This is a genomic window from Brevibacterium sp. K11IcPPYGO002, from assembly GCF_050920635.1.
Classification (GTDB): domain Bacteria; phylum Actinomycetota; class Actinomycetes; order Actinomycetales; family Brevibacteriaceae; genus Brevibacterium.
Genome location: NZ_CP131929.1, coordinates 2,871,247 through 2,887,048, shown reverse-complemented (window position 1 = coordinate 2,887,048; position 15,802 = coordinate 2,871,247). Strand labels below are relative to the sequence as shown.

At 60.7% G+C, this 15,802-nt stretch carries 32 protein-coding genes; 29 read left to right on the top strand and 3 right to left on the bottom strand.

Going from position 1 to position 15,802, the window contains the following annotated elements; translation table 11 throughout:
- Positions 1-200: 200 nt before the first annotated feature.
- Complete coding sequence (locus QYM46_RS13210; RefSeq protein ID WP_432789285.1) at positions 201-779, bottom strand: helix-turn-helix domain-containing protein; 579 nt, start codon at positions 777-779, stop codon at positions 201-203.
- Positions 780-1,049: 270 nt separating this feature from the next.
- Between QYM46_RS13210 and QYM46_RS13205 the strand changes: the two genes are divergently transcribed.
- From QYM46_RS13205 to QYM46_RS13080, 26 genes are all read left to right on the top strand, one after another.
- On the top strand, positions 1,050-1,304 hold the full coding sequence (locus QYM46_RS13205) for a helix-turn-helix domain-containing protein (protein WP_139908645.1): 255 nt from the start codon (positions 1,050-1,052) through the stop codon (positions 1,302-1,304).
- Positions 1,305-1,367: 63 nt separating this feature from the next.
- Complete coding sequence (locus tag QYM46_RS13200) at positions 1,368-1,724, top strand: hypothetical protein (RefSeq protein ID WP_432789284.1); 357 nt, start codon at positions 1,368-1,370, stop codon at positions 1,722-1,724.
- On the top strand, positions 1,721-1,948 hold the full coding sequence (locus QYM46_RS13195; protein WP_432789283.1) for a hypothetical protein: 228 nt from the start codon (positions 1,721-1,723) through the stop codon (positions 1,946-1,948). The genes QYM46_RS13200 and QYM46_RS13195 overlap by 4 nt, the downstream gene beginning before the upstream one ends.
- A complete protein-coding gene (locus QYM46_RS13190) occupies positions 1,945-2,097 on the top strand; it encodes a hypothetical protein (protein ID WP_432789282.1) in 153 nt (50 codons plus the stop codon). Before QYM46_RS13195 ends, QYM46_RS13190 begins: the two co-directional genes overlap by 4 nt.
- Positions 2,078-2,296, top strand: a complete 219-nt coding sequence (locus QYM46_RS13185; RefSeq protein ID WP_172170960.1) for a hypothetical protein — start codon at positions 2,078-2,080, stop codon at positions 2,294-2,296. The genes QYM46_RS13190 and QYM46_RS13185 overlap by 20 nt, the downstream gene beginning before the upstream one ends.
- Entirely contained in the window at positions 2,293-2,505 is a 213-nt protein-coding gene (locus tag QYM46_RS13180; protein ID WP_432789281.1) for a hypothetical protein, read from the top strand. The genes QYM46_RS13185 and QYM46_RS13180 overlap by 4 nt, the downstream gene beginning before the upstream one ends.
- Positions 2,502-2,897 carry a hypothetical protein gene (locus QYM46_RS13175; RefSeq protein ID WP_432789280.1) on the top strand — a complete coding sequence of 132 codons (396 nt, stop codon included), beginning with the start codon at positions 2,502-2,504 and terminating at the stop codon, positions 2,895-2,897. The genes QYM46_RS13180 and QYM46_RS13175 overlap by 4 nt, the downstream gene beginning before the upstream one ends.
- 2 nt (positions 2,898-2,899) lie before the next feature.
- On the top strand, positions 2,900-3,094 hold the full coding sequence (locus QYM46_RS13170; protein WP_432789279.1) for a hypothetical protein: 195 nt from the start codon (positions 2,900-2,902) through the stop codon (positions 3,092-3,094).
- Positions 3,082-3,252: a hypothetical protein gene (locus tag QYM46_RS13165; protein WP_432789278.1), complete on the top strand. Its 171-nt coding sequence runs from the start codon at positions 3,082-3,084 to the stop codon at positions 3,250-3,252. Before QYM46_RS13170 ends, QYM46_RS13165 begins: the two co-directional genes overlap by 13 nt.
- Positions 3,253-3,349: 97 nt before the next feature.
- The gene (locus tag QYM46_RS13160) at positions 3,350-4,282 is read left to right on the top strand and encodes a YqaJ viral recombinase family protein (RefSeq protein WP_432789277.1); all 933 of its coding nucleotides are present in this window, start codon (positions 3,350-3,352) and stop codon (positions 4,280-4,282) included.
- The gene (locus QYM46_RS13155; protein ID WP_432789276.1) at positions 4,279-5,133 is read left to right on the top strand and encodes a recombinase RecT; all 855 of its coding nucleotides are present in this window, start codon (positions 4,279-4,281) and stop codon (positions 5,131-5,133) included. Before QYM46_RS13160 ends, QYM46_RS13155 begins: the two co-directional genes overlap by 4 nt.
- A 2-nt stretch (positions 5,134-5,135) precedes the next feature.
- On the top strand, positions 5,136-5,639 hold the full coding sequence (locus tag QYM46_RS13150; RefSeq protein WP_432789275.1) for a single-stranded DNA-binding protein: 504 nt from the start codon (positions 5,136-5,138) through the stop codon (positions 5,637-5,639).
- Positions 5,623-6,006, top strand: a complete 384-nt coding sequence (locus QYM46_RS13145) for a WhiB family transcriptional regulator (RefSeq protein ID WP_432789274.1) — start codon at positions 5,623-5,625, stop codon at positions 6,004-6,006. Before QYM46_RS13150 ends, QYM46_RS13145 begins: the two co-directional genes overlap by 17 nt.
- The gene (locus tag QYM46_RS13140; RefSeq protein WP_432789273.1) at positions 6,003-6,296 is read left to right on the top strand and encodes a hypothetical protein; all 294 of its coding nucleotides are present in this window, start codon (positions 6,003-6,005) and stop codon (positions 6,294-6,296) included. The genes QYM46_RS13145 and QYM46_RS13140 overlap by 4 nt, the downstream gene beginning before the upstream one ends.
- Positions 6,290-7,807 (top strand): DNA cytosine methyltransferase, encoded by a 1,518-nt coding sequence (locus tag QYM46_RS13135; protein ID WP_432789272.1) that lies wholly within the window; start codon positions 6,290-6,292, stop codon positions 7,805-7,807. Before QYM46_RS13140 ends, QYM46_RS13135 begins: the two co-directional genes overlap by 7 nt.
- Complete coding sequence (locus QYM46_RS13130; protein ID WP_432789271.1) at positions 7,804-8,151, top strand: hypothetical protein; 348 nt, start codon at positions 7,804-7,806, stop codon at positions 8,149-8,151. Before QYM46_RS13135 ends, QYM46_RS13130 begins: the two co-directional genes overlap by 4 nt.
- Positions 8,148-8,525 (top strand): hypothetical protein, encoded by a 378-nt coding sequence (locus QYM46_RS13125; protein WP_432789270.1) that lies wholly within the window; start codon positions 8,148-8,150, stop codon positions 8,523-8,525. The genes QYM46_RS13130 and QYM46_RS13125 overlap by 4 nt, the downstream gene beginning before the upstream one ends.
- Positions 8,526-8,539: 14 nt before the next feature.
- Entirely contained in the window at positions 8,540-8,806 is a 267-nt protein-coding gene (locus QYM46_RS13120; RefSeq protein ID WP_432789269.1) for a glutaredoxin family protein, read from the top strand.
- The gene (locus QYM46_RS13115) at positions 8,803-8,994 is read left to right on the top strand and encodes a hypothetical protein (RefSeq protein WP_432789268.1); all 192 of its coding nucleotides are present in this window, start codon (positions 8,803-8,805) and stop codon (positions 8,992-8,994) included. Before QYM46_RS13120 ends, QYM46_RS13115 begins: the two co-directional genes overlap by 4 nt.
- A 2-nt stretch (positions 8,995-8,996) precedes the next feature.
- Positions 8,997-9,836, top strand: a complete 840-nt coding sequence (locus QYM46_RS13110; RefSeq protein ID WP_432789267.1) for a hypothetical protein — start codon at positions 8,997-8,999, stop codon at positions 9,834-9,836.
- A complete protein-coding gene (locus tag QYM46_RS13105; protein ID WP_432789266.1) occupies positions 9,833-10,246 on the top strand; it encodes a hypothetical protein in 414 nt (137 codons plus the stop codon). Before QYM46_RS13110 ends, QYM46_RS13105 begins: the two co-directional genes overlap by 4 nt.
- Positions 10,243-10,602: a hypothetical protein gene (locus QYM46_RS13100; protein ID WP_432789265.1), complete on the top strand. Its 360-nt coding sequence runs from the start codon at positions 10,243-10,245 to the stop codon at positions 10,600-10,602. The genes QYM46_RS13105 and QYM46_RS13100 overlap by 4 nt, the downstream gene beginning before the upstream one ends.
- A 2-nt stretch (positions 10,603-10,604) precedes the next feature.
- Complete coding sequence (locus QYM46_RS13095; protein ID WP_432789264.1) at positions 10,605-11,015, top strand: hypothetical protein; 411 nt, start codon at positions 10,605-10,607, stop codon at positions 11,013-11,015.
- 142 nt (positions 11,016-11,157) lie between these two features.
- Positions 11,158-11,403, top strand: coding sequence for a hypothetical protein (locus tag QYM46_RS13090; protein WP_432789263.1), 246 nt, complete (start codon positions 11,158-11,160; stop codon positions 11,401-11,403).
- Positions 11,400-11,699, top strand: coding sequence for a hypothetical protein (locus tag QYM46_RS13085; RefSeq protein ID WP_432789262.1), 300 nt, complete (start codon positions 11,400-11,402; stop codon positions 11,697-11,699). Before QYM46_RS13090 ends, QYM46_RS13085 begins: the two co-directional genes overlap by 4 nt.
- A gap of 198 nt (positions 11,700-11,897) precedes the next feature.
- The gene (locus QYM46_RS13080) at positions 11,898-12,275 is read left to right on the top strand and encodes a hypothetical protein (RefSeq protein WP_432789261.1); all 378 of its coding nucleotides are present in this window, start codon (positions 11,898-11,900) and stop codon (positions 12,273-12,275) included.
- A gap of 30 nt (positions 12,276-12,305) precedes the next feature.
- Here the strand turns inward: QYM46_RS13080 and QYM46_RS13075 are convergent, their stop codons facing one another.
- The gene (locus QYM46_RS13075) at positions 12,306-13,649 is read right to left on the bottom strand and encodes a PIN-like domain-containing protein (RefSeq protein WP_432789260.1); all 1,344 of its coding nucleotides are present in this window, start codon (positions 13,647-13,649) and stop codon (positions 12,306-12,308) included.
- A 176-nt stretch (positions 13,650-13,825) separates the two neighbouring features.
- Positions 13,826-14,095: a DUF3263 domain-containing protein gene (locus tag QYM46_RS13070; RefSeq protein WP_432789259.1), complete on the bottom strand. Its 270-nt coding sequence runs from the start codon at positions 14,093-14,095 to the stop codon at positions 13,826-13,828.
- A gap of 457 nt (positions 14,096-14,552) precedes the next feature.
- Here QYM46_RS13070 and QYM46_RS13065 point away from each other — a divergent pair, with 457 nt between their 5' ends.
- The 3 genes from QYM46_RS13065 to QYM46_RS13055 are packed head-to-tail and all read left to right on the top strand — an operon-like array spanning position 14,553 to position 15,648.
- The gene (locus tag QYM46_RS13065) at positions 14,553-14,762 is read left to right on the top strand and encodes a hypothetical protein (RefSeq protein WP_432789258.1); all 210 of its coding nucleotides are present in this window, start codon (positions 14,553-14,555) and stop codon (positions 14,760-14,762) included.
- The gene (locus QYM46_RS13060; RefSeq protein ID WP_432789256.1) at positions 14,762-15,391 is read left to right on the top strand and encodes a hypothetical protein; all 630 of its coding nucleotides are present in this window, start codon (positions 14,762-14,764) and stop codon (positions 15,389-15,391) included. Before QYM46_RS13065 ends, QYM46_RS13060 begins: the two co-directional genes overlap by 1 nt.
- Entirely contained in the window at positions 15,388-15,648 is a 261-nt protein-coding gene (locus QYM46_RS13055) for a hypothetical protein (RefSeq protein WP_432789255.1), read from the top strand. Before QYM46_RS13060 ends, QYM46_RS13055 begins: the two co-directional genes overlap by 4 nt.
- The last annotated feature ends 154 nt before the right edge of the window (positions 15,649-15,802 follow it).

The following is a 15,802-nucleotide window of genomic DNA, read 5'->3' as shown; positions in this document are numbered from 1 at the left end:
GGCATGCCTGGAATCATTCTTGGGTGTGCCATCGATGCGGATGCGCGATTTGGTATCACAGGGGCAGAACGCGTAAAACTTGTGTCCCATTTCATGTATTGTCCAGCCGGCGTCCAGAAGCTCCTTAACGGCGTTTTTCGTCTCTTTGGCCCTCAGCGCCTTTAGGGCAGCCTTCCTGGGGATCGGGTCGCCGGCCGGGCTCACTCCCAGTCCTCCGGATCTTGCGATTCCTCCCCGCGCTTCTCCGACTCTTCCTTGTCCTTCTTGCCCCGGTTGGGGGCATCGTAGGCAGCAGTGTCTTCGCGTTCGGGCGGGGGAGTGAACAGTTTATGCACATTGTCGCCGGCGCCGTCGTTAACGGATTCGTGGTCGAGGTCTCCACGGGCACGGCCTCCGAACGAGCCGAGCCCGTCGTCCTCGCTTATTGCCGGCTTCTCACCGGCCTGGTTCATGGAGGTGGCACTGCGTTCACTGCAATCACCTGCTTCCTGCTCCTGTAGATCTGCGACTGTTGCGCGAATCAGTTCGTCAATCGCCTTGCGCTGCCGCTCGTTCAGTCGGTGTGCTTCGGCGGGCGGCGTGTACGGCTTCGCCTCAGGAGCGGAAACTCCTGCTAAGCCGTATGCCTTATCGAGGTCCAGGCCGAGAGTGGTGGCCACTCGGACGATCGTGTCGTCCTCCTGCCGGCCCTCTCGGTGCATGAGCCTCGATACCGCTGGGGCGCTGACGCCTGACTTCTGCGATAGCTGGCGAATTGAGCTGATGCCGTGCTGATCCATGAGTGTTTTCCAAGGCTCAGGCACTTCTCGTCGTCTCGCCATGTCTACAGACTCTCCATGATGTTGGTGCAGGTCAAAACCCACTGTAGACGGATCGACTACAAAGAACACGCGTGAAACTTTGCATGCCGTGGAAATTACAGGCGATCGTCTACTTGCGCCTGTAGACGAATCCGTCTACATGGATACTTGTAACCAGTTACACGTTGCACTACGATTAGAGAACCAGGAGGTCACAAAGTGGCTCTGTCAATTGAAAGGAGGATGTGGGTGCGACTCATCAGCAACGACGCCCTCAAGTCCTACATGCAGTTCCGAGGGTTCAGGAGCGTCAACGAACTCGCAATGCGCATCGGTGTCTCAAAGGCGACCATCGGTCACCTTCATTCGGGAGCAAGGCGGACGTGCAGCCCCAAGACAGCACGCCTCATTGAGGAGGCGCTGCAGGCGCCCCCGAACTCGCTTTTCATCCCCGAAGTGACACCAGTAACGCGTGAGAAGTATCAGTCGCCCGCGGCGGCCTGAATGAAGAAAGCCCCCAGCTGGGTCTAGCAGCTGAGGGCCGGCGATCCAGAAAGGACCGAACACATGATCCAGAATATCAGCCCCTCCGGCGATGACCTCGCCAGCGCAGGGCAGAAGATCGTTATCGCCAACGACGCCGTCAAAGTCAATGCGGGCGACCAGATCCGGAACGTCATCGACGAGTACATCAAATCTGGCCGTACCTTCACCGCAGACGACGTCCGGGAGGCGTTCATCGACAACGAGATCGTCGAACGGGCGATGTTCATGAAGCCGAACTTGCTCCCGGCACTCATCGCTGGAGCGTCACGTCGCGGCCTCATCGTCGCGGTTGGCTACTGCAAACCATCCCGCGCTTCACGCCACGCGAACCCCAACCGCATCTGGCAGGCAACAAGGATGCAGGAGGTAGCGGCATGAACGCCGTCGCCTTCGACTGCGGGGACTGCATCCCCGTCGTCGCGGGAGGCACCGTGCAGTCCGTCATCGATGACCACGCCGGCTGCGGCGAATGCGAAGAGCACGCGATCCGCATCCTGCAAGACCAAATCGACACCATCCGCCGACGAGGCCATGCCGCCCGTCAGAAGAAGTGGGAAGCGCGAGTGGACGCCGCCGTCGCAGAAGCAAGGAGAGCGTCATGAACGCCCTGATTCTCGCACTCACCGCCACGGGACTTGTCCTCACCGGGCTCGGGGCACTCGCCCTCGCCGGGTGGGCGGACTACCGGCAGGCACGCAACCACCATCGCAGCACCCAGAAAGGAAACGCCCATGGCTGCCCTCCTCACTGACAAAGAAGTGGCCGAGCAGATCGGCTACAGCGTCTACCAACTGCAAGCAGACCGGGCCCTCGACCGCGGCGACGGCGGAGATCGAGTACCCGCATGGATCGAAGTCGGCACGTCATGGAGACCTCGCGCCAGAGGTACACGCCAGTCTGCTGTCGACGCATGGCTCGACCGGCACGAAACGAAAGGAGCCGCAGCATGATGCACTTCAACGCGAAGACCGCGACCGTCAACTGCATTGACGGTGAACTCCACGTCGAGTTCCTCACCGTCAAAGGCAAACAGGTCACCGGTGTCCTCGCCGACGGCGCCGGGGAACAGTTCCTCAACGACGTCGAGGACGCACTGCTCGAACAACAGCACGAACACGACCGTGGTGCGGCGTTCCGACTCGATCGGGGTGCGGCATGAAGAAGCGTCCGAACCGACAGCGCTGCCTGACCGTTGGCTGCAATCCAATGCTTACCGACGAGGGCGCAGCCAAGAACCACCGAGAAGCGACGGGACACCGCACTGCGAAGTGGCCTGTGCGATCAGCCGAGGGTGAGAGGCGAGCTCGAATCCGCAACAAGACCGGCTACTACGACAAATACAACGTGGGCGCCAAGTCAGCAGTGGCAAGAGGTCTGGTTCCTGGGGTGCTGGGAGTTCTCTCCGAGCCAGACGTGCCGTCGAGCACGATCGAATACTGGCGAAAGCGAGAAGAACGCGAGGAGGAGTACTTCGAGGAGTACGGGATCTCTGAGGAACAAGAGCACTTGGACGCGGACTACCAGGAATACCTGTGGGATAGGGGGTTCTGACAATGAGTCGCCTCCCCATCCACCGCCGGCGCCGCATCGCCTGGCTGTACGCACCGTTCCTCGTGACCTCGATGGCCGCGTACTTCTACAGCTACACCCAAACCATCACCCTCAACGGCCTGGGTCTGCTCACCATGCTCACCGCATTCGCAGCCCTCGTCGCCATCACGAAGGAGTCGACACCGTGGACCTCCTAAGAGCCCGAGCCATCAGCCGTGATCCCGATGACGGAGTGCAGGCCGTCTACGAATGCCAGTCCTGCTACCGGACCTATGAAGGCAACTTCGACCCATGGCACCTGGCAGACACAATCCCCTGCACCTACGGGTGCCCTGAAGAAGAGGACGACGAATGAGTGAGGAAGTATGCCGCACCTTCATGGCTGACGGAAGTTGCTACGACAACACGTTCGGCGGTTGCGGCTGTTGGTGTCACAAGGAAAAGGACGAATCATGAAAGGCATCACCGGTAAACGCGTCGGCTACATCGACCCTGGTTCCAACCGGTGGATGAAGTACATGACCGCCAGCAAAATCGCGGCCGTCATGGGTCACTCGCCGTACGAATCGTGGTTCTCGCTGTGGCACCGCATGAACGGCACCGTTCCCGCGCAGGTCGAGAACGACGAGCTGCAGCGAGGAACCCTTCTTGAACCGGCAGTCTGCGAATGGTGGGCATCGAAACACCCGGACGCGAAACTCTACCGCTCGCCCATGTACCGGCACCCACTGTGGGAATGGGTGGCCGCAACACCTGACCGGATCGTCCGCTACGGAGACGGCCGCGAGCCTGAACTCCTCGAAGCCAAGACTGCGAACAACTCGTGGGAGTGGGGCGAAGAGGGCACTGACGAGATCCCGCCGTACTACTACGACCAGGTGATCTGGCAGCTCGGCGTTTTCGGGCTCGAGGTCTGCCACGTCGCGGCGCTGTTCTCTGGCCTGCAGTTCAAGGCGTATCGGATCGAGTTCAACGCCGACTATTTCGCCCGCCTGGTGGGGGAGGGGCGTGTGTTCATGGAGTCCCTGTGGGCCGGCGAGAAACCGTCTATTGATGCTCTCGACGGGCACATGGAAACCTATGTCGCCATCCGCTACCTCCACCCGGAAATCGAACTCGAAGAGGTGGAAGTGCCGTTCAGACTCGCGCTCGCCGCGCAGGACGCAGTGCTCGACAAGGAATCACTGGAACGGCGCACGAACCTCCTGAAGACCCAACTCACTGACCTCATGGGCACCGCTAAGGACGCGATGTTCGAGGGACACAAGATCGCCCGCAGGCAAGCACGCGGCGACGGCACACCGTACGTCGTGTTCCCGCCCAGCCTCAAATCGATCGACTTCACCGAATCCACCGCAATCACAGAAGGAAGTGCAGCAGCATGAACCAGCAGAATCCCGGCACCAGCATGGTGCAGGCAGTCCAGCAGACTATGAAGGCATACAAGGGTGAACTCGTCTCCACCCTCCCCAGCCACCTGCAGGAGAAGGGCGCGGGCTGGATGTCCTCAGCGCTCGCCTCAATCCGCCGCAACCCGCAACTGTTGCAGGCCGCCGCTGAGTCGCCGCACACACTCATCAACGCATTGTCCGAGGCGGCGCAGAAGGGACTCCAGCCGGGGACGGAGGAGTACTACCTCACCCCGCGAAAGAACAAGGGCCGCAACGAGATCCTTGGCATCACCGGCTACCAGGGTGAGATCGAGCTCATGTACCGCGCAGGCGCCGTGTCGTCCGTGATCGTCGAGACTGTGCACGCGAACGACAAGTTCGACTACGTACCCGGTCGTGACTCCAGGCCGATCCATGAAATCGACTGGATGGCCAGCGACCGCGGAGAACTGAGGCTCGCATACGCCTACGCACTGATGAAAGACGGTGCCGTGTCCAAGGTTGTCATCGTCAATCAGGAACGCATCAAACGGGCGAAAGCATCCTCACAGGGCGCGGATTCGAAGTACTCGCCGTGGATGAACGACCCCGCAGCCATGTGGGCCAAGACGGCCGCGCACGACCTTGCCAAGTGGGTGCCCACATCGTCCGAGTACGTGCGAGAACAGTTGCGGGCAGAACGTGACGTGGCCGCAGAAGAACCCGTCCGCCCTCAGCCTCCGGCAGCGCCCCCGCAGTCGCCGGCACCCCAGCAGGTGCAGGATGAACCGTTCCCGAACGATGACGAATATGTCGAAGGTGAACTCGTTGACGCTGACGGTGAGATCCAGGGAGAGGTGGCCTGACCATGGCAGGCGAAACAGTCATCACCATCATCGGAAACCTCACGAGCGATCCGGAGCTCCGCTTCACCCCGAACGGTGCCGCAGTCTCGAACTTCACCGTGGCCTCAACACCGCGGATCTTCGACCGGCAACGCAACGAGTTCATCGACGGCGAGACTCTCTTCCTCCGATGCTCGGCATGGAGAGAGCTCGGCGAGAACAGTGCGGAATCCCTCCAACGCGGAACCCGCGTCATCGTGCAGGGCCGCCTCAAGTCGCGCTCGTTCGAGACGAAGGACGGCGAGAAGCGCACCGTCATGGAACTCGACGTCGACGAGGTGGGACCGTCCCTGCGCCGTGCGACTGCCGTGGTCACAAAGACCCAAGGCGGCGGCGGAGGCTTCAGCGTTCAGCAGTCCTGCGGAAACTTCGGTGCCCACCACCAGCAGCAGTCCCAGCAGGGAAGCGGTTGGGGCCAAAACCCGCAGCAGGGGCAACAAGGCGGCACGGATGAACCTCCCTTCTGACCGCTTCTCGGACGACTGGGAGGGCGCGGTGTGTGCCCAGTTGGGGGCGGAGGTGGCAGACGAATTGTTCTTCCCCTCCACTCCCGACCGGGCGGCCGCCGGCGTGCGCCTCTGCTGGGACTGCCCACTGAGAGCAGTCTGCGCCAGCACGGCTCTCGAGGAGGAACGCGGCAAACCCGCAACCGAACGATTCGGGATCCGCGGCGGCCTCACCGTAGCCCAGCGTGCCCAACTCGATCCCGGGAAGATCTGCCCCGACTGCGGTTCACCCGTCATCACGAAATCACCCCACTGCGACGACGACCGCGAAATCCACCGCCTCAAACACCGTCGCGAATACGAACGAGAGAAAAGACGAGCGGCATGAGCTTCATCAAAATCACGACACGGCATCCCGGCGGGCGCGAAACCGTCGGCATCACTCAGCAGGCGAATGTGACAGCCGGCGAAGCATTCGACCGTCGCGTTACGAGAGCGAGAGTCGCCCGGCAACCTCACGACGCAGACCGATCGTCGCTGACAATCCACATCCACCCAACCGAGATCGTCGACTACTCCCAGCTGCTCGAATACGCGGAAACGATCGAAGCATTCGACGGCAATCAACCCGAACTCCCGCAGGAGTTTTTCAACCTCATGGAGAAACCACAATGCTGACCCTCACCGACCTGTTTTGTGGCGCAGGCGGATCCTCAACCGGCGCCGTGCAAGTCCCTGGCGTGCAGGTGCGCGTCGCCTCGAACCACTGGCAACTCGCCGTCGACACCCACGAAGCGAACCACCCCGACACCGGACATGTTTGCGCTGACCTGTCGCAGATCGACCCCCGCTACTACCCGAAGACCGACATCCTGTGGGCGTCCCCGGAGTGCACGAACCATTCGATCGCGAAGGGCGGGGCCCGCGACATTGCCCCCGACCTGTTCAACCAGATGCCGAACGCGGCCGCCGAACGATCGAGGGCGACCATGTGGGACGTGCCCCGGTTCACCGAAGCGCACCGGTACTCGATCGTCATCGTGGAGAACGTCGTCGACGTCGCACGCTGGGCACCCTACGGTGCATGGCTCGAAGCCATGGACTCGCTCGGCTATGCCCACGAGGTCGTGTACATGAACTCGATGCACGCCTGGGCGCATGGCGACGCGGCGCCGCAGTCGCGGGACCGGTTCTATGCCGTGTTCTGGCGGAAGGGGAATAAGAAACCGGACCTGCACCGCATCCAGTGCCCACCCGCCTGGTGCCCCGAGCACGGCCGGGTTGATGCGATCAAGATGTTCAAGGGAACGAAACGCTGGGGCCGGTACAAATCGCAGTACGTGTTCCGGTGCCCACACACATCGTGCCGTGGCCGTGAAGTCGTGCCCGAGTGGGTGCCCGCCTCGTCGATCATCAACTGGGATGTCCTCGGGCAGCGCATCGGAGACCGATCCCGCCCGCTGGCAGTGAAGACGATGAAGCGGATCCAGGCTGGCATCGACCGATACTGGTCCGGGACCGAGATCGACCCTCTCGTTGTCAACAACGTGTCCGGCTCGGACTCGACTCGCTCGACGTCAGTGCGTGAAGTCGCGCCGACGATGGTCGCGGGCGGCCTGCATGCCTCCCTGCTTGTCCCCGTCGAGGGGCGTATGGGCAAGGAAGCGCGATCGGCGGCCGAGGCGCTGCGCACGCAAACCACCCGAAATGAGACCGGTATTGCGTTCCCAACCTCGTTGCAAGTCGAAGCGGCTGGCAACACATACGACGCCACTGATCCGAAGCATCGGGCTTACGGGCGTCCGGACGGCTACTACCGGGTGTGGCCCGACACTGAGGTCACGAAGACGATGCACACCACCGCATCGAAGGGTGTCACGTTCCCGCCTTTCATCGCGGAATTGCGCGGCGGATCATCGGACGCTCGACCAGCCTCCGAACCCCTATCGACGGCCACAGCGTCAGGGAATCATCACGCGATCGTCACCTCGGAGATCCCAAACATCGAGGACTGCTCGTTCCGGATGCTGTCGCCGCAGGAAATCTCCCGCGCCATGGCATTCCCCGCCGAATATCAGATGCTCGGCACGAAGCGTGACCAGGTGCGCCTCGCCGGGAACGCCGTCACACCACCAGCCGCACGCGACCTCGTGGCCGCCTGCGCCGAATCACTTGGAGTAGCAGCATGAAACAGAACTCCCGGTATGTCCCTGTCGCCCCGTACAGGGCAACGCTCGAAGAACTGAGCGAAAAGCATTCGCAGGAGGAACTGGCACGCCGTCTCAGCGTCACCCCGCGCACCATATGGCGGGCGGTGAGCAGCGGGTCGGTGAAGATCAGTCGCACGTTCGCTGAGGCGATCCTGTTCGAGGCTGGCATGGGCCCTGAGCCGGAACCGGTACCGGAGCGTGCTGAGGATCCGATCACTCGGGCTGAGGTTGCAGGATATGCGCTCACCGATGACGGGCAGGAGTACATCGAACGGTGCCGGGCGCCCCGGAAGTACCGGCGGTACATGGAGACCGCGGCATGACCGACTTCACCATCGACGTGCACAAGGCGTACTGGATCTCGGACAACGACCGCCTGCACTGGGCAGACAAAGCGAAACGCACGAAGCACATTCGGCAACTCGCACGCTTCACAGCCAAGCAGCAGAAACTCGTCCTCCCGACACCCGTGATCGTCATCGCCGAGATCGGATTCCGCACAGGCGGCCGAGCCGACCCAGGCAATGCATCACTCGCAGTCAAAGCATGTTTGGACGGTCTCACCGACGCCGGCGCATGGCCCGACGACGACAGCCGACACGTCCTCGGCCCCGACTACCGCCGCGGACCCAAAGCACCGGACAAAGACCGGTACCGCATCCACCTGAAGTTCATTTCGCAACACGTCCCATTCTGACCAAGGAGACCACCATGGCCATCACCGTCTACTCAACCCCAGCATGCGCCCAATGCCGCATGACAAAGCACATCCTCGAACGCGACGGCATCCTCTACACGCCCGTCGACCTCTCCACTGACCTCGATGCGCACCGGTTCGTCACCCGCGACCTCGGCTACAAATCCGCACCCGTCGTGTACGCAGTCTTCCCCGACGGGCACACAGAACACTGGACCGGACTCAGGCCAGACCTCCTCGACAAGTACATCACCTCAGCGAAAGCGCAGGCTGCAGCATGACCAACAGCATCGGGTACGCGAACCCCGCCGGCGCCAGCCTCAGCACCTACCCGCTCGAGAAACTCAACAACACCCCACACGAACGCCGACAAGCCACCGCAGTCGTCCAATCATGGCTGCCCGCCCACGAGGCACGAGACGTCCTCGAAGCCCTCGGACTGCTCCCACCACGACCAGGGAGGGAATGACAATGGCACGACTCGAAGGTCTGTTCGCACGCCTCTCGCTCGACTACGCCGACCACCCGAAGATCGCTGTCCTATCCGACGAAGCATTCCGCGCCCACGTCGAGATGATCCTCTACTCACGCAAGTACATGACCGACGGGCAAATTGCTAAGCAAATTGCTAAGCGATGGCCACAGCAAGCGCTTAACGAACTGCTAGCAAATGATTCCGAAGCGCCCTCACTGCTCGAACTCGACTCCGGCGACTACCTGCTCCACGGATTCGCAGACATGCAGGAGACAAAACAAGAGATCGAAGCAAAACGCCAGGTCAGAGCCGAGGCGGGACGAAAAGGCGGCAGAGCGAAGAAGCAAAATGCTAAGCCCATGCCAAGCAAAACGCCTAGCAAACAGTCAAGCAATTTGCTTAGCAAAAACGTAGCAGAGATAGAGACAGAGTCAGAGACAGAGGTAAGTAATAAACCCCCTGTAAGTCCCCCAGCAGGGGACACCCGCAAACCCGCCCCCGCCGGCCGCAAGACTCGGATCCCCGACGGCTGGGCACCGAACGAATCGCACGAGGCGAAAGCAGCCGAGCTCGGGATCGACCTCCACGCTGAGGCGGAGAACTTCCGAGACCACGCCATCGCCAACGGCAAAACGTTCGTCGACTGGTCACGCGGATTCCACACCTGGCTGAACAATGCCCTCAAGTTCGGACCACGACCAAGTGGTCGACCATCCGAGCGGGGACCAGCCCGCAACCGAGCCGATGAACGCATGGACCAACACCGAGCCGTCATCGAAAACCTACGCCGCATCGAAGAACAACAAGCCGCAACCATCCAAGGAGAACTGCTATGAGACTCACCGAGACAGGCACCCTCCTGGCCCTCATCAGCGCCTACGACAACCGCAACTTCAACGAAGAGACCACAGCCGCCTGGTACGACCTCCTGGCTCCATACACGCTCGCTGAGGCCAAGCACGCGGTTAAGAAACACTACTCAGAAACGAGAGACTGGCTGATGCCGGCTGATGTCCTGCGCATCATCAAGACCGAACGCCGGGCGCGTCTCGCGAAGGTCGAGACGATCGTCCCGTCACGTGCGGACATGACCGACACCGCAGCTGAGCTCGCCACGACGAAGGCGCTGTCGAAAGCGATCGCGTCCGGGCAGCTCACGCCGGAGCAGTACGGCGACTACTTGCGAAGCGATACACCCTGGTCGATGTACCGGCGGGGGATCCTCGCACTCAGGGGAGCGGCATGAGCACCGTCGACGAAATCCTCGCGTCCGGCCGGTACACGGACAAGCGGGGGCGGGGATGGGACTACGTGGAGACTGTCGCCTCTTGGTGCTCGCCGGTGATTGACGGCGAAGGAGTCAGTTGGGGGTATCGCTATCTCGATGAAGCCCAGATGCGTCTGTTGATCGAACGCGACAAGCACCGGGACGTGTGCCGGGGCCTGCCCCACTGTGGGACTCACCCGGTGCCCGCAGTGGTGAGCTGGACGACGCCGATTGGGTACCCGCAGTACGGCGCCCACTGGCGAGGCCGTCATCACTACACCAGCACCCTCTCCGAGGCTATGGACGCTGCTCGTGCATTGGCGGTAGGCGAATGACCATGGACCTGTTCACCGCCGCTGGCCAAGACCACGACCTCCCGCCGAAATGGGATGGCCGCAAAGTCACATGGGGACAATGGCAATCACCATCCCCAACGACAGCCGACTTCCACCTACCGACCAACGAACGCGCCTGCACGGAATGCGGATCACTCGCAGACCCGGATACGAACCGAGGCAAAGTCGCCGCACACTGGGACGAGACCGAGGTGGTCGAAGAGGTCCGTCGCACCAAAAGCGGCCGCGAATACGTCCGCGACATCGAGAGACCAGCCCGGCAAAAGACCACCCTGGTCGTGTTGCGCTGCCCGAACTGCAACCACGATCAAGTGCTCGACATGACCACCGGCGAAGCGTGGGACCTCGACAGCAGCGACTACACCGACAGCGGAAGCTGGGAGGGCCGATGATCCGCCTCATCGAGTACCTCATCACCCGCCGGCGACTGGTCTTGGCACACCGAACCTCACCAACCATTGAGCCCGAAACGGAACCTCACCAACCGCGTGTCGGGGCTGGGAAAAGTCTCGTGGGTGGGGATGGAATCGAAGCATGGGAGACAAAGTGACCACCTCAATGCCCGGCAACCCGTACGCCGAGCTGCATCAACATCAACCGGGAGCCACCGAGGGAGACGGCGAGTGGGCCGTTGCGCAGGCCACCCTCGCCCTCGCCCATGAGCAGCGGACGGCGACACTCGTGAACGTGGTGCGCATGTATGCCGACCTGGGCATGAGTGATCAGGCGGCCGGAATCATCGACGCAATCACCAACCGACTCGGAGGGGACAGAGCATGACTGAGAAGTACACCCCCGACGAGGCCGAGGTGATCGACTGCTACGCCGGACTCATGGAAGAACAGGCCGGCGAAAACTACGACGAAGCCAAAGCGGACGCTGAACGCGGGATCGCGAAGATCAAAGCGGATGCGCTGAGGGAAGCGGCAGACGACCTCAACGCCAGGGCAAATGGACCATCGCTTATTGAATCCGCAGACAAGTGGGCGGGATGGTACGGAGGCGTAAGAGCAGCGATGCAGAGCGAGGAATCCGCGCTGAGGCTTCGCGCCGACCGAATCGAGGAGGAAGCATGAGGGGTCCACACCTTGCCGGTCACCCGCCTTGTTCCGAGGCTGGTGAGCACGTATGCGCGGAACCTTCCGGGCGCACCTGTTTCGAGTGCGAACGGGAGGCAGGGACTAAGTGGAGTTCGTACTGGTGCCCCGACTGCGACTCGCGAAGACTCGTGAGGATCAGCGACAGCCTCGAATCAATCCAGAAGGAGATGACCAATGACCGCTGACATCAAGGCGTGGGTCGAGGAACGACGGGCAATCATCCATGGCGCACGCGAAGCTATACGACCCGTCGAAGCCATTGACCTTGGACTGACTGATCTCCCTCGCGCCCTGGACGCATTGAACGCGGTACTCAAGGTCCATAGTCCGGGCGACGTGTTCAAGTGGGCTGACGACTGCGCCGACCCGGAGAATCATCATCTGTTCACTGACGTGCGGACCGGAGACATGCTGTGCGAGGTCGAACCGGTCGGACGGTTCTGCAACGGGTGCGTGCCAGAGAAAGATACGATGATCGACGTGGACGAATACCCGTGGCCGTGCCCGACTGTTCAGGCTGTCGATTCGGCGCTGGAAGGGACCATCGGATAGTGATGAACCAGGAGAACGATTACCCAGGAATCACTCGTAGATCTCCTCTAGTGCCAGCCGTACTTCATCAATCTCGCTGGTCAGCTCGTCTAGTTGTCTCTTGTAGGCAGAAACGATTCGGTCGTTGCCACCGAAGGTGTCCTGAAGCTCAAGCCTGCGCTGTTCGCGTTGCTGCTTCAGTCTATTCTGGTGTTCCTCCAGTGCCGATCTCTCTGCGAACAACTCCTTTGCTTGATAGATCGCGGCGTCGCGCTCAAAAGCGTTGCTATACCCGTCACGGTTTTCTTCATATGATGTGATCTGCCTGTTTATGATCTCAGATCTCTCTTGAGCGTTCGAGAGTTCGCGATCAAGCATCTCGAGACTTTGGATTAGGTCGTGCCTAATATCAGGGTCTCCATAGTTGGACTGCCTCCGTTCGAGACGAGAAACGGTGCGATCTCTTTCAATGTTCAATTTTTCGAGTCGGTCTTCCAGAACTCGCTTAATTCTCCCGCTTGAGCTAGAAACCTCACCAACCTCCTCGAGCGAAGCTGCGCTGATCGGAAGTTGAGCTCGCTCTTTAGCGAATTGAAGAAACTTAAGAGGCTCGTAGAAGTGGATTCTCTGCTCAGCGGCGTTCCAGTACTCGTCAACTAGCTCAACCCTTGGACCGAGCGTCTTGCCGTGCTCGATCCACCACCAATCATTTTTCGCATCGTCGGTGACAAATATCATGGGACGCTTGCGTTCGGAACCAGCAAGTAGCATCTCTTTCCATATTAGGAGATCGCCATATCTATTTTCCTCGGACTTGCCGGCATCCTGAAACCCAGGTGGTATCTCCTTCGCGTAACGCTCTTTCCCCTCAGCGTGTATTTGCTTGATAAATTCATCATCGAACCCCGGCCCCACGCGGCCACTGAAGAGTTCGGTTATCTGCTGGAACGTCTGCTCTACTACGGTCCCGTGAGTAATATTCTCTTCGTGCTCTAGCTTCTTGGTAGATAGTTTCTCCGAGAATGAGGTGAACAATTCGTCGAGGTCGTTTAGGAGCTCGGCGCGATTAATTGATGGATGGTGCTTGTATCCGTTAAGGGTTTTCGTTACTTCGTTCTTAGCTTTTTCAATTGATTGATTGATCTTGTCGAACGCAATGGACGTCTCGTGGATAACACCGAGGCGGCGGCGTTGAAACTCGAGTCCAACCTGATAAGGGATCCAAAGGGCGTCCTTGAACTGCCTTAGTACGCTTAGAAACTCGTCGCGAGTCTTGGACGTGTACCTGAAAAAATTCAGTAACGTGTTTGTGTCGAGAACGAGCACGCCCTTCGACCAAATTTGTTCGAACTCCTCGTCGGATGGTGTGTAAAACGCCCTGAACGCTTCTCTCAATTGACCTACCTCTGGTAGTGACTCGGACCTGCTCTGAAGAGAGCCGTGTGCTACTCGAGTCTAGAGTTTTGCCCAGCTAGAAGATTGGCGCACCACAGATCGTTGCGATTTCGTATCCTCACAGGCTTCGAGTGAAATTGACGAGCGTCACAACACACGCGATTCGTCCAGACTGTCTACTGCATGAACGTTTTCCATCGGCCTTGCCGGCGTTCGAACGCGAACCGTTCCGCCCGCAACCGCCTGACCCGTTCCACAACGTCCGGGGCGTAACCGTAGGCCGCGTCCGTATCCGCCAGTCCCTCGAGCACAACAGCGTACTTTTCCGGGGGTAAGTCGATGTGCCGGCACAAGGCGTCACGCGCAGCAGGAGTGTGCGTGGTCTTCTCCAGATCGAGGATCAACCGATCATGCTCGGAGAGCTCATGCACAGTGCCAGGAACCATAGACGCCAGTGTGGCAGACAGAGATGTGAGACTATCTGCCCACCGGCCTCATTCAGCGCAAATGCTGTGTTCCACTGGAGTTAGAGGATCTGCGCTTCCCCTGGCTCAAGCTTCTCGGCCGTTGCGACAAGCGCATACGCCCGGGCAAGTGACTCCAGGCCCTCAGAGGACCTTGAGTGGGCTTGCGGGGCAGCTGCCTTAATCGCCCGAAGTAGAGCTTCTGCAGCTTCTTGCTTGAGCTGTTCGTCAACCGTCATTGGTATCTCACTTTCCGTTGAAGATCACTGGCGGACCTGCCAGTACGTGCAACCATAGACGTAGTTCTCAACGTAAAGTGCGCAACTGCCATCCACATTGCCGATCGTGATCAGAGAGAGACATTTAGCGATCAGACTTCGCGCCGACTATCGCGTGTCGTCCCTGGTAACTCTCCCGTGCCTGGGGTTTAGCTTCGTGCATGATCGTCAGACACCTCAACGCAAGCGACCTCGGCAAGACCGTCACCCTGCCGACTCTCGCCGCCCTCGGCCGATGCCGTAGCGGCACACTCCACTCCATCACCCTCGAATCCACCACCGACACCAGCACGCTGCGCATCGGCGACCACCTCCACTCGGTACCCAACGACGCGACCGTGTACGTCACCTCCGAAGTAAGCGGACTCTGATGGTCGACAAGACCGGCTGGGATCCGGAGAAGTGCCAAGCCACGTCGAAGAAGCGCGGCGACCAGTGCAAGAACTACCCCGTCCGCGGCCTGCGCGTGTGCCTCCGCCACGGCGGGGGATCGAAGAAGGCGCGTGCCGCAGCTACCCGCAACCTCGAGCAGGAGAAACTTGCCCGCGTAGCCCGCAGGCTCGGCACACCCCACACAGACCTAGACCCCGCCCAGGCCCTCCTCGACCTCGTCGCCTCCAAAGCCGGCGAAGTCGAATGGCTCAGGCATCAGGTGGAACTCCTCGAAACCGATGGCGACCTGTGGTGGGGCGAAACGAAGGTCGTCGGCAAGGACAACCCGGAGTTCGGGGAACAGTACGAACGCACCGAGGAAGCCCGCCAGCACGTCGTGTACACGCTGTTGCACAAAGCGCAGGACCAACTCGCCCGGTACGCGGCCGAAACACTCAAGGCCGGCGTCGACGAACGCCAAGTCAAGCTGGCGGAGCAGACGGGTGCCCAGTTCGAAACCGTCCTCACATCCCTCCTCACCGCCATCCAAGCCACACCCGAACAGATGCAGACCGCGGCCACCGAGATCCCGCGGATCCTCCGCAACCTCGCAGGAGGTGGCAAATGACCATCCAGCAAGTCATGGCGCAACGGCAACGCGTACAACGCGCAGCGGGACTTCTCGCGCTCGAATACGACCGGCTCGGGCGAACACCGGACGGGTGGACTATCGCCCACCACCAAGAAGTCATCGCCACCGAAGCGATCGAGCAAGCCGAAAACATGGCCGCAACCGGGGCCATGCTGTGGACCCACGCGGCCAGCATGATCGCCGAAAGACTCGAAGAGAACATCACCGGACTACAGAAAGTGAACACACCATGACCCCGGTATTCCTCAGCCCAGATTGTCGGGGCGGCGCTAACTGTCACAAGTGTGACGGGCAGGCCTGGAACGACATGGACGACGTGCTCGCCGACTGCGGGTGCGACTGCCACGAGGAGGACGCATGAATCCCGGCCACGAGGATTGCACTCAC

Coding starts and splice junctions, on each gene's coding strand:
- QYM46_RS13195 (WP_432789283.1), top strand. CDS start 1,721: ATGAACGCCGTCGCCTTCGACTGCGGGGACTGCATCCCCGTCGTCGCG.
- QYM46_RS13055 (WP_432789255.1), top strand. CDS start 15,388: ATGACCATCCAGCAAGTCATGGCGCAACGGCAACGCGTACAACGCGCA.
- QYM46_RS13135 (WP_432789272.1), top strand. CDS start 6,290: ATGCTGACCCTCACCGACCTGTTTTGTGGCGCAGGCGGATCCTCAACC.
- QYM46_RS13210 (WP_432789285.1), bottom strand. CDS start 779: ATGGATCAGCACGGCATCAGCTCAATTCGCCAGCTATCGCAGAAGTCA.
- QYM46_RS13175 (WP_432789280.1), top strand. CDS start 2,502: ATGAAGAAGCGTCCGAACCGACAGCGCTGCCTGACCGTTGGCTGCAAT.
- QYM46_RS13160 (WP_432789277.1), top strand. CDS start 3,350: ATGAAAGGCATCACCGGTAAACGCGTCGGCTACATCGACCCTGGTTCC.
- QYM46_RS13155 (WP_432789276.1), top strand. CDS start 4,279: ATGAACCAGCAGAATCCCGGCACCAGCATGGTGCAGGCAGTCCAGCAG.
- QYM46_RS13080 (WP_432789261.1), top strand. CDS start 11,898: ATGACCGCTGACATCAAGGCGTGGGTCGAGGAACGACGGGCAATCATC.
- QYM46_RS13150 (WP_432789275.1), top strand. CDS start 5,136: ATGGCAGGCGAAACAGTCATCACCATCATCGGAAACCTCACGAGCGAT.
- QYM46_RS13190 (WP_432789282.1), top strand. CDS start 1,945: ATGAACGCCCTGATTCTCGCACTCACCGCCACGGGACTTGTCCTCACC.
- QYM46_RS13125 (WP_432789270.1), top strand. CDS start 8,148: ATGACCGACTTCACCATCGACGTGCACAAGGCGTACTGGATCTCGGAC.
- QYM46_RS13170 (WP_432789279.1), top strand. CDS start 2,900: ATGAGTCGCCTCCCCATCCACCGCCGGCGCCGCATCGCCTGGCTGTAC.
- QYM46_RS13065 (WP_432789258.1), top strand. CDS start 14,553: ATGATCGTCAGACACCTCAACGCAAGCGACCTCGGCAAGACCGTCACC.
- QYM46_RS13110 (WP_432789267.1), top strand. CDS start 8,997: ATGGCACGACTCGAAGGTCTGTTCGCACGCCTCTCGCTCGACTACGCC.
- QYM46_RS13085 (WP_432789262.1), top strand. CDS start 11,400: ATGACTGAGAAGTACACCCCCGACGAGGCCGAGGTGATCGACTGCTAC.
- QYM46_RS13200 (WP_432789284.1), top strand. CDS start 1,368: ATGATCCAGAATATCAGCCCCTCCGGCGATGACCTCGCCAGCGCAGGG.
- QYM46_RS13115 (WP_432789268.1), top strand. CDS start 8,803: ATGACCAACAGCATCGGGTACGCGAACCCCGCCGGCGCCAGCCTCAGC.
- QYM46_RS13185 (WP_172170960.1), top strand. CDS start 2,078: ATGGCTGCCCTCCTCACTGACAAAGAAGTGGCCGAGCAGATCGGCTAC.
- QYM46_RS13130 (WP_432789271.1), top strand. CDS start 7,804: ATGAAACAGAACTCCCGGTATGTCCCTGTCGCCCCGTACAGGGCAACG.
- QYM46_RS13070 (WP_432789259.1), bottom strand. CDS start 14,095: ATGGTTCCTGGCACTGTGCATGAGCTCTCCGAGCATGATCGGTTGATC.
- QYM46_RS13140 (WP_432789273.1), top strand. CDS start 6,003: ATGAGCTTCATCAAAATCACGACACGGCATCCCGGCGGGCGCGAAACC.
- QYM46_RS13060 (WP_432789256.1), top strand. CDS start 14,762: ATGGTCGACAAGACCGGCTGGGATCCGGAGAAGTGCCAAGCCACGTCG.
- QYM46_RS13180 (WP_432789281.1), top strand. CDS start 2,293: ATGATGCACTTCAACGCGAAGACCGCGACCGTCAACTGCATTGACGGT.
- QYM46_RS13120 (WP_432789269.1), top strand. CDS start 8,540: ATGGCCATCACCGTCTACTCAACCCCAGCATGCGCCCAATGCCGCATG.
- QYM46_RS13095 (WP_432789264.1), top strand. CDS start 10,605: ATGGACCTGTTCACCGCCGCTGGCCAAGACCACGACCTCCCGCCGAAA.
- QYM46_RS13090 (WP_432789263.1), top strand. CDS start 11,158: ATGGGAGACAAAGTGACCACCTCAATGCCCGGCAACCCGTACGCCGAG.
- QYM46_RS13105 (WP_432789266.1), top strand. CDS start 9,833: ATGAGACTCACCGAGACAGGCACCCTCCTGGCCCTCATCAGCGCCTAC.
- QYM46_RS13145 (WP_432789274.1), top strand. CDS start 5,623: ATGAACCTCCCTTCTGACCGCTTCTCGGACGACTGGGAGGGCGCGGTG.
- QYM46_RS13100 (WP_432789265.1), top strand. CDS start 10,243: ATGAGCACCGTCGACGAAATCCTCGCGTCCGGCCGGTACACGGACAAG.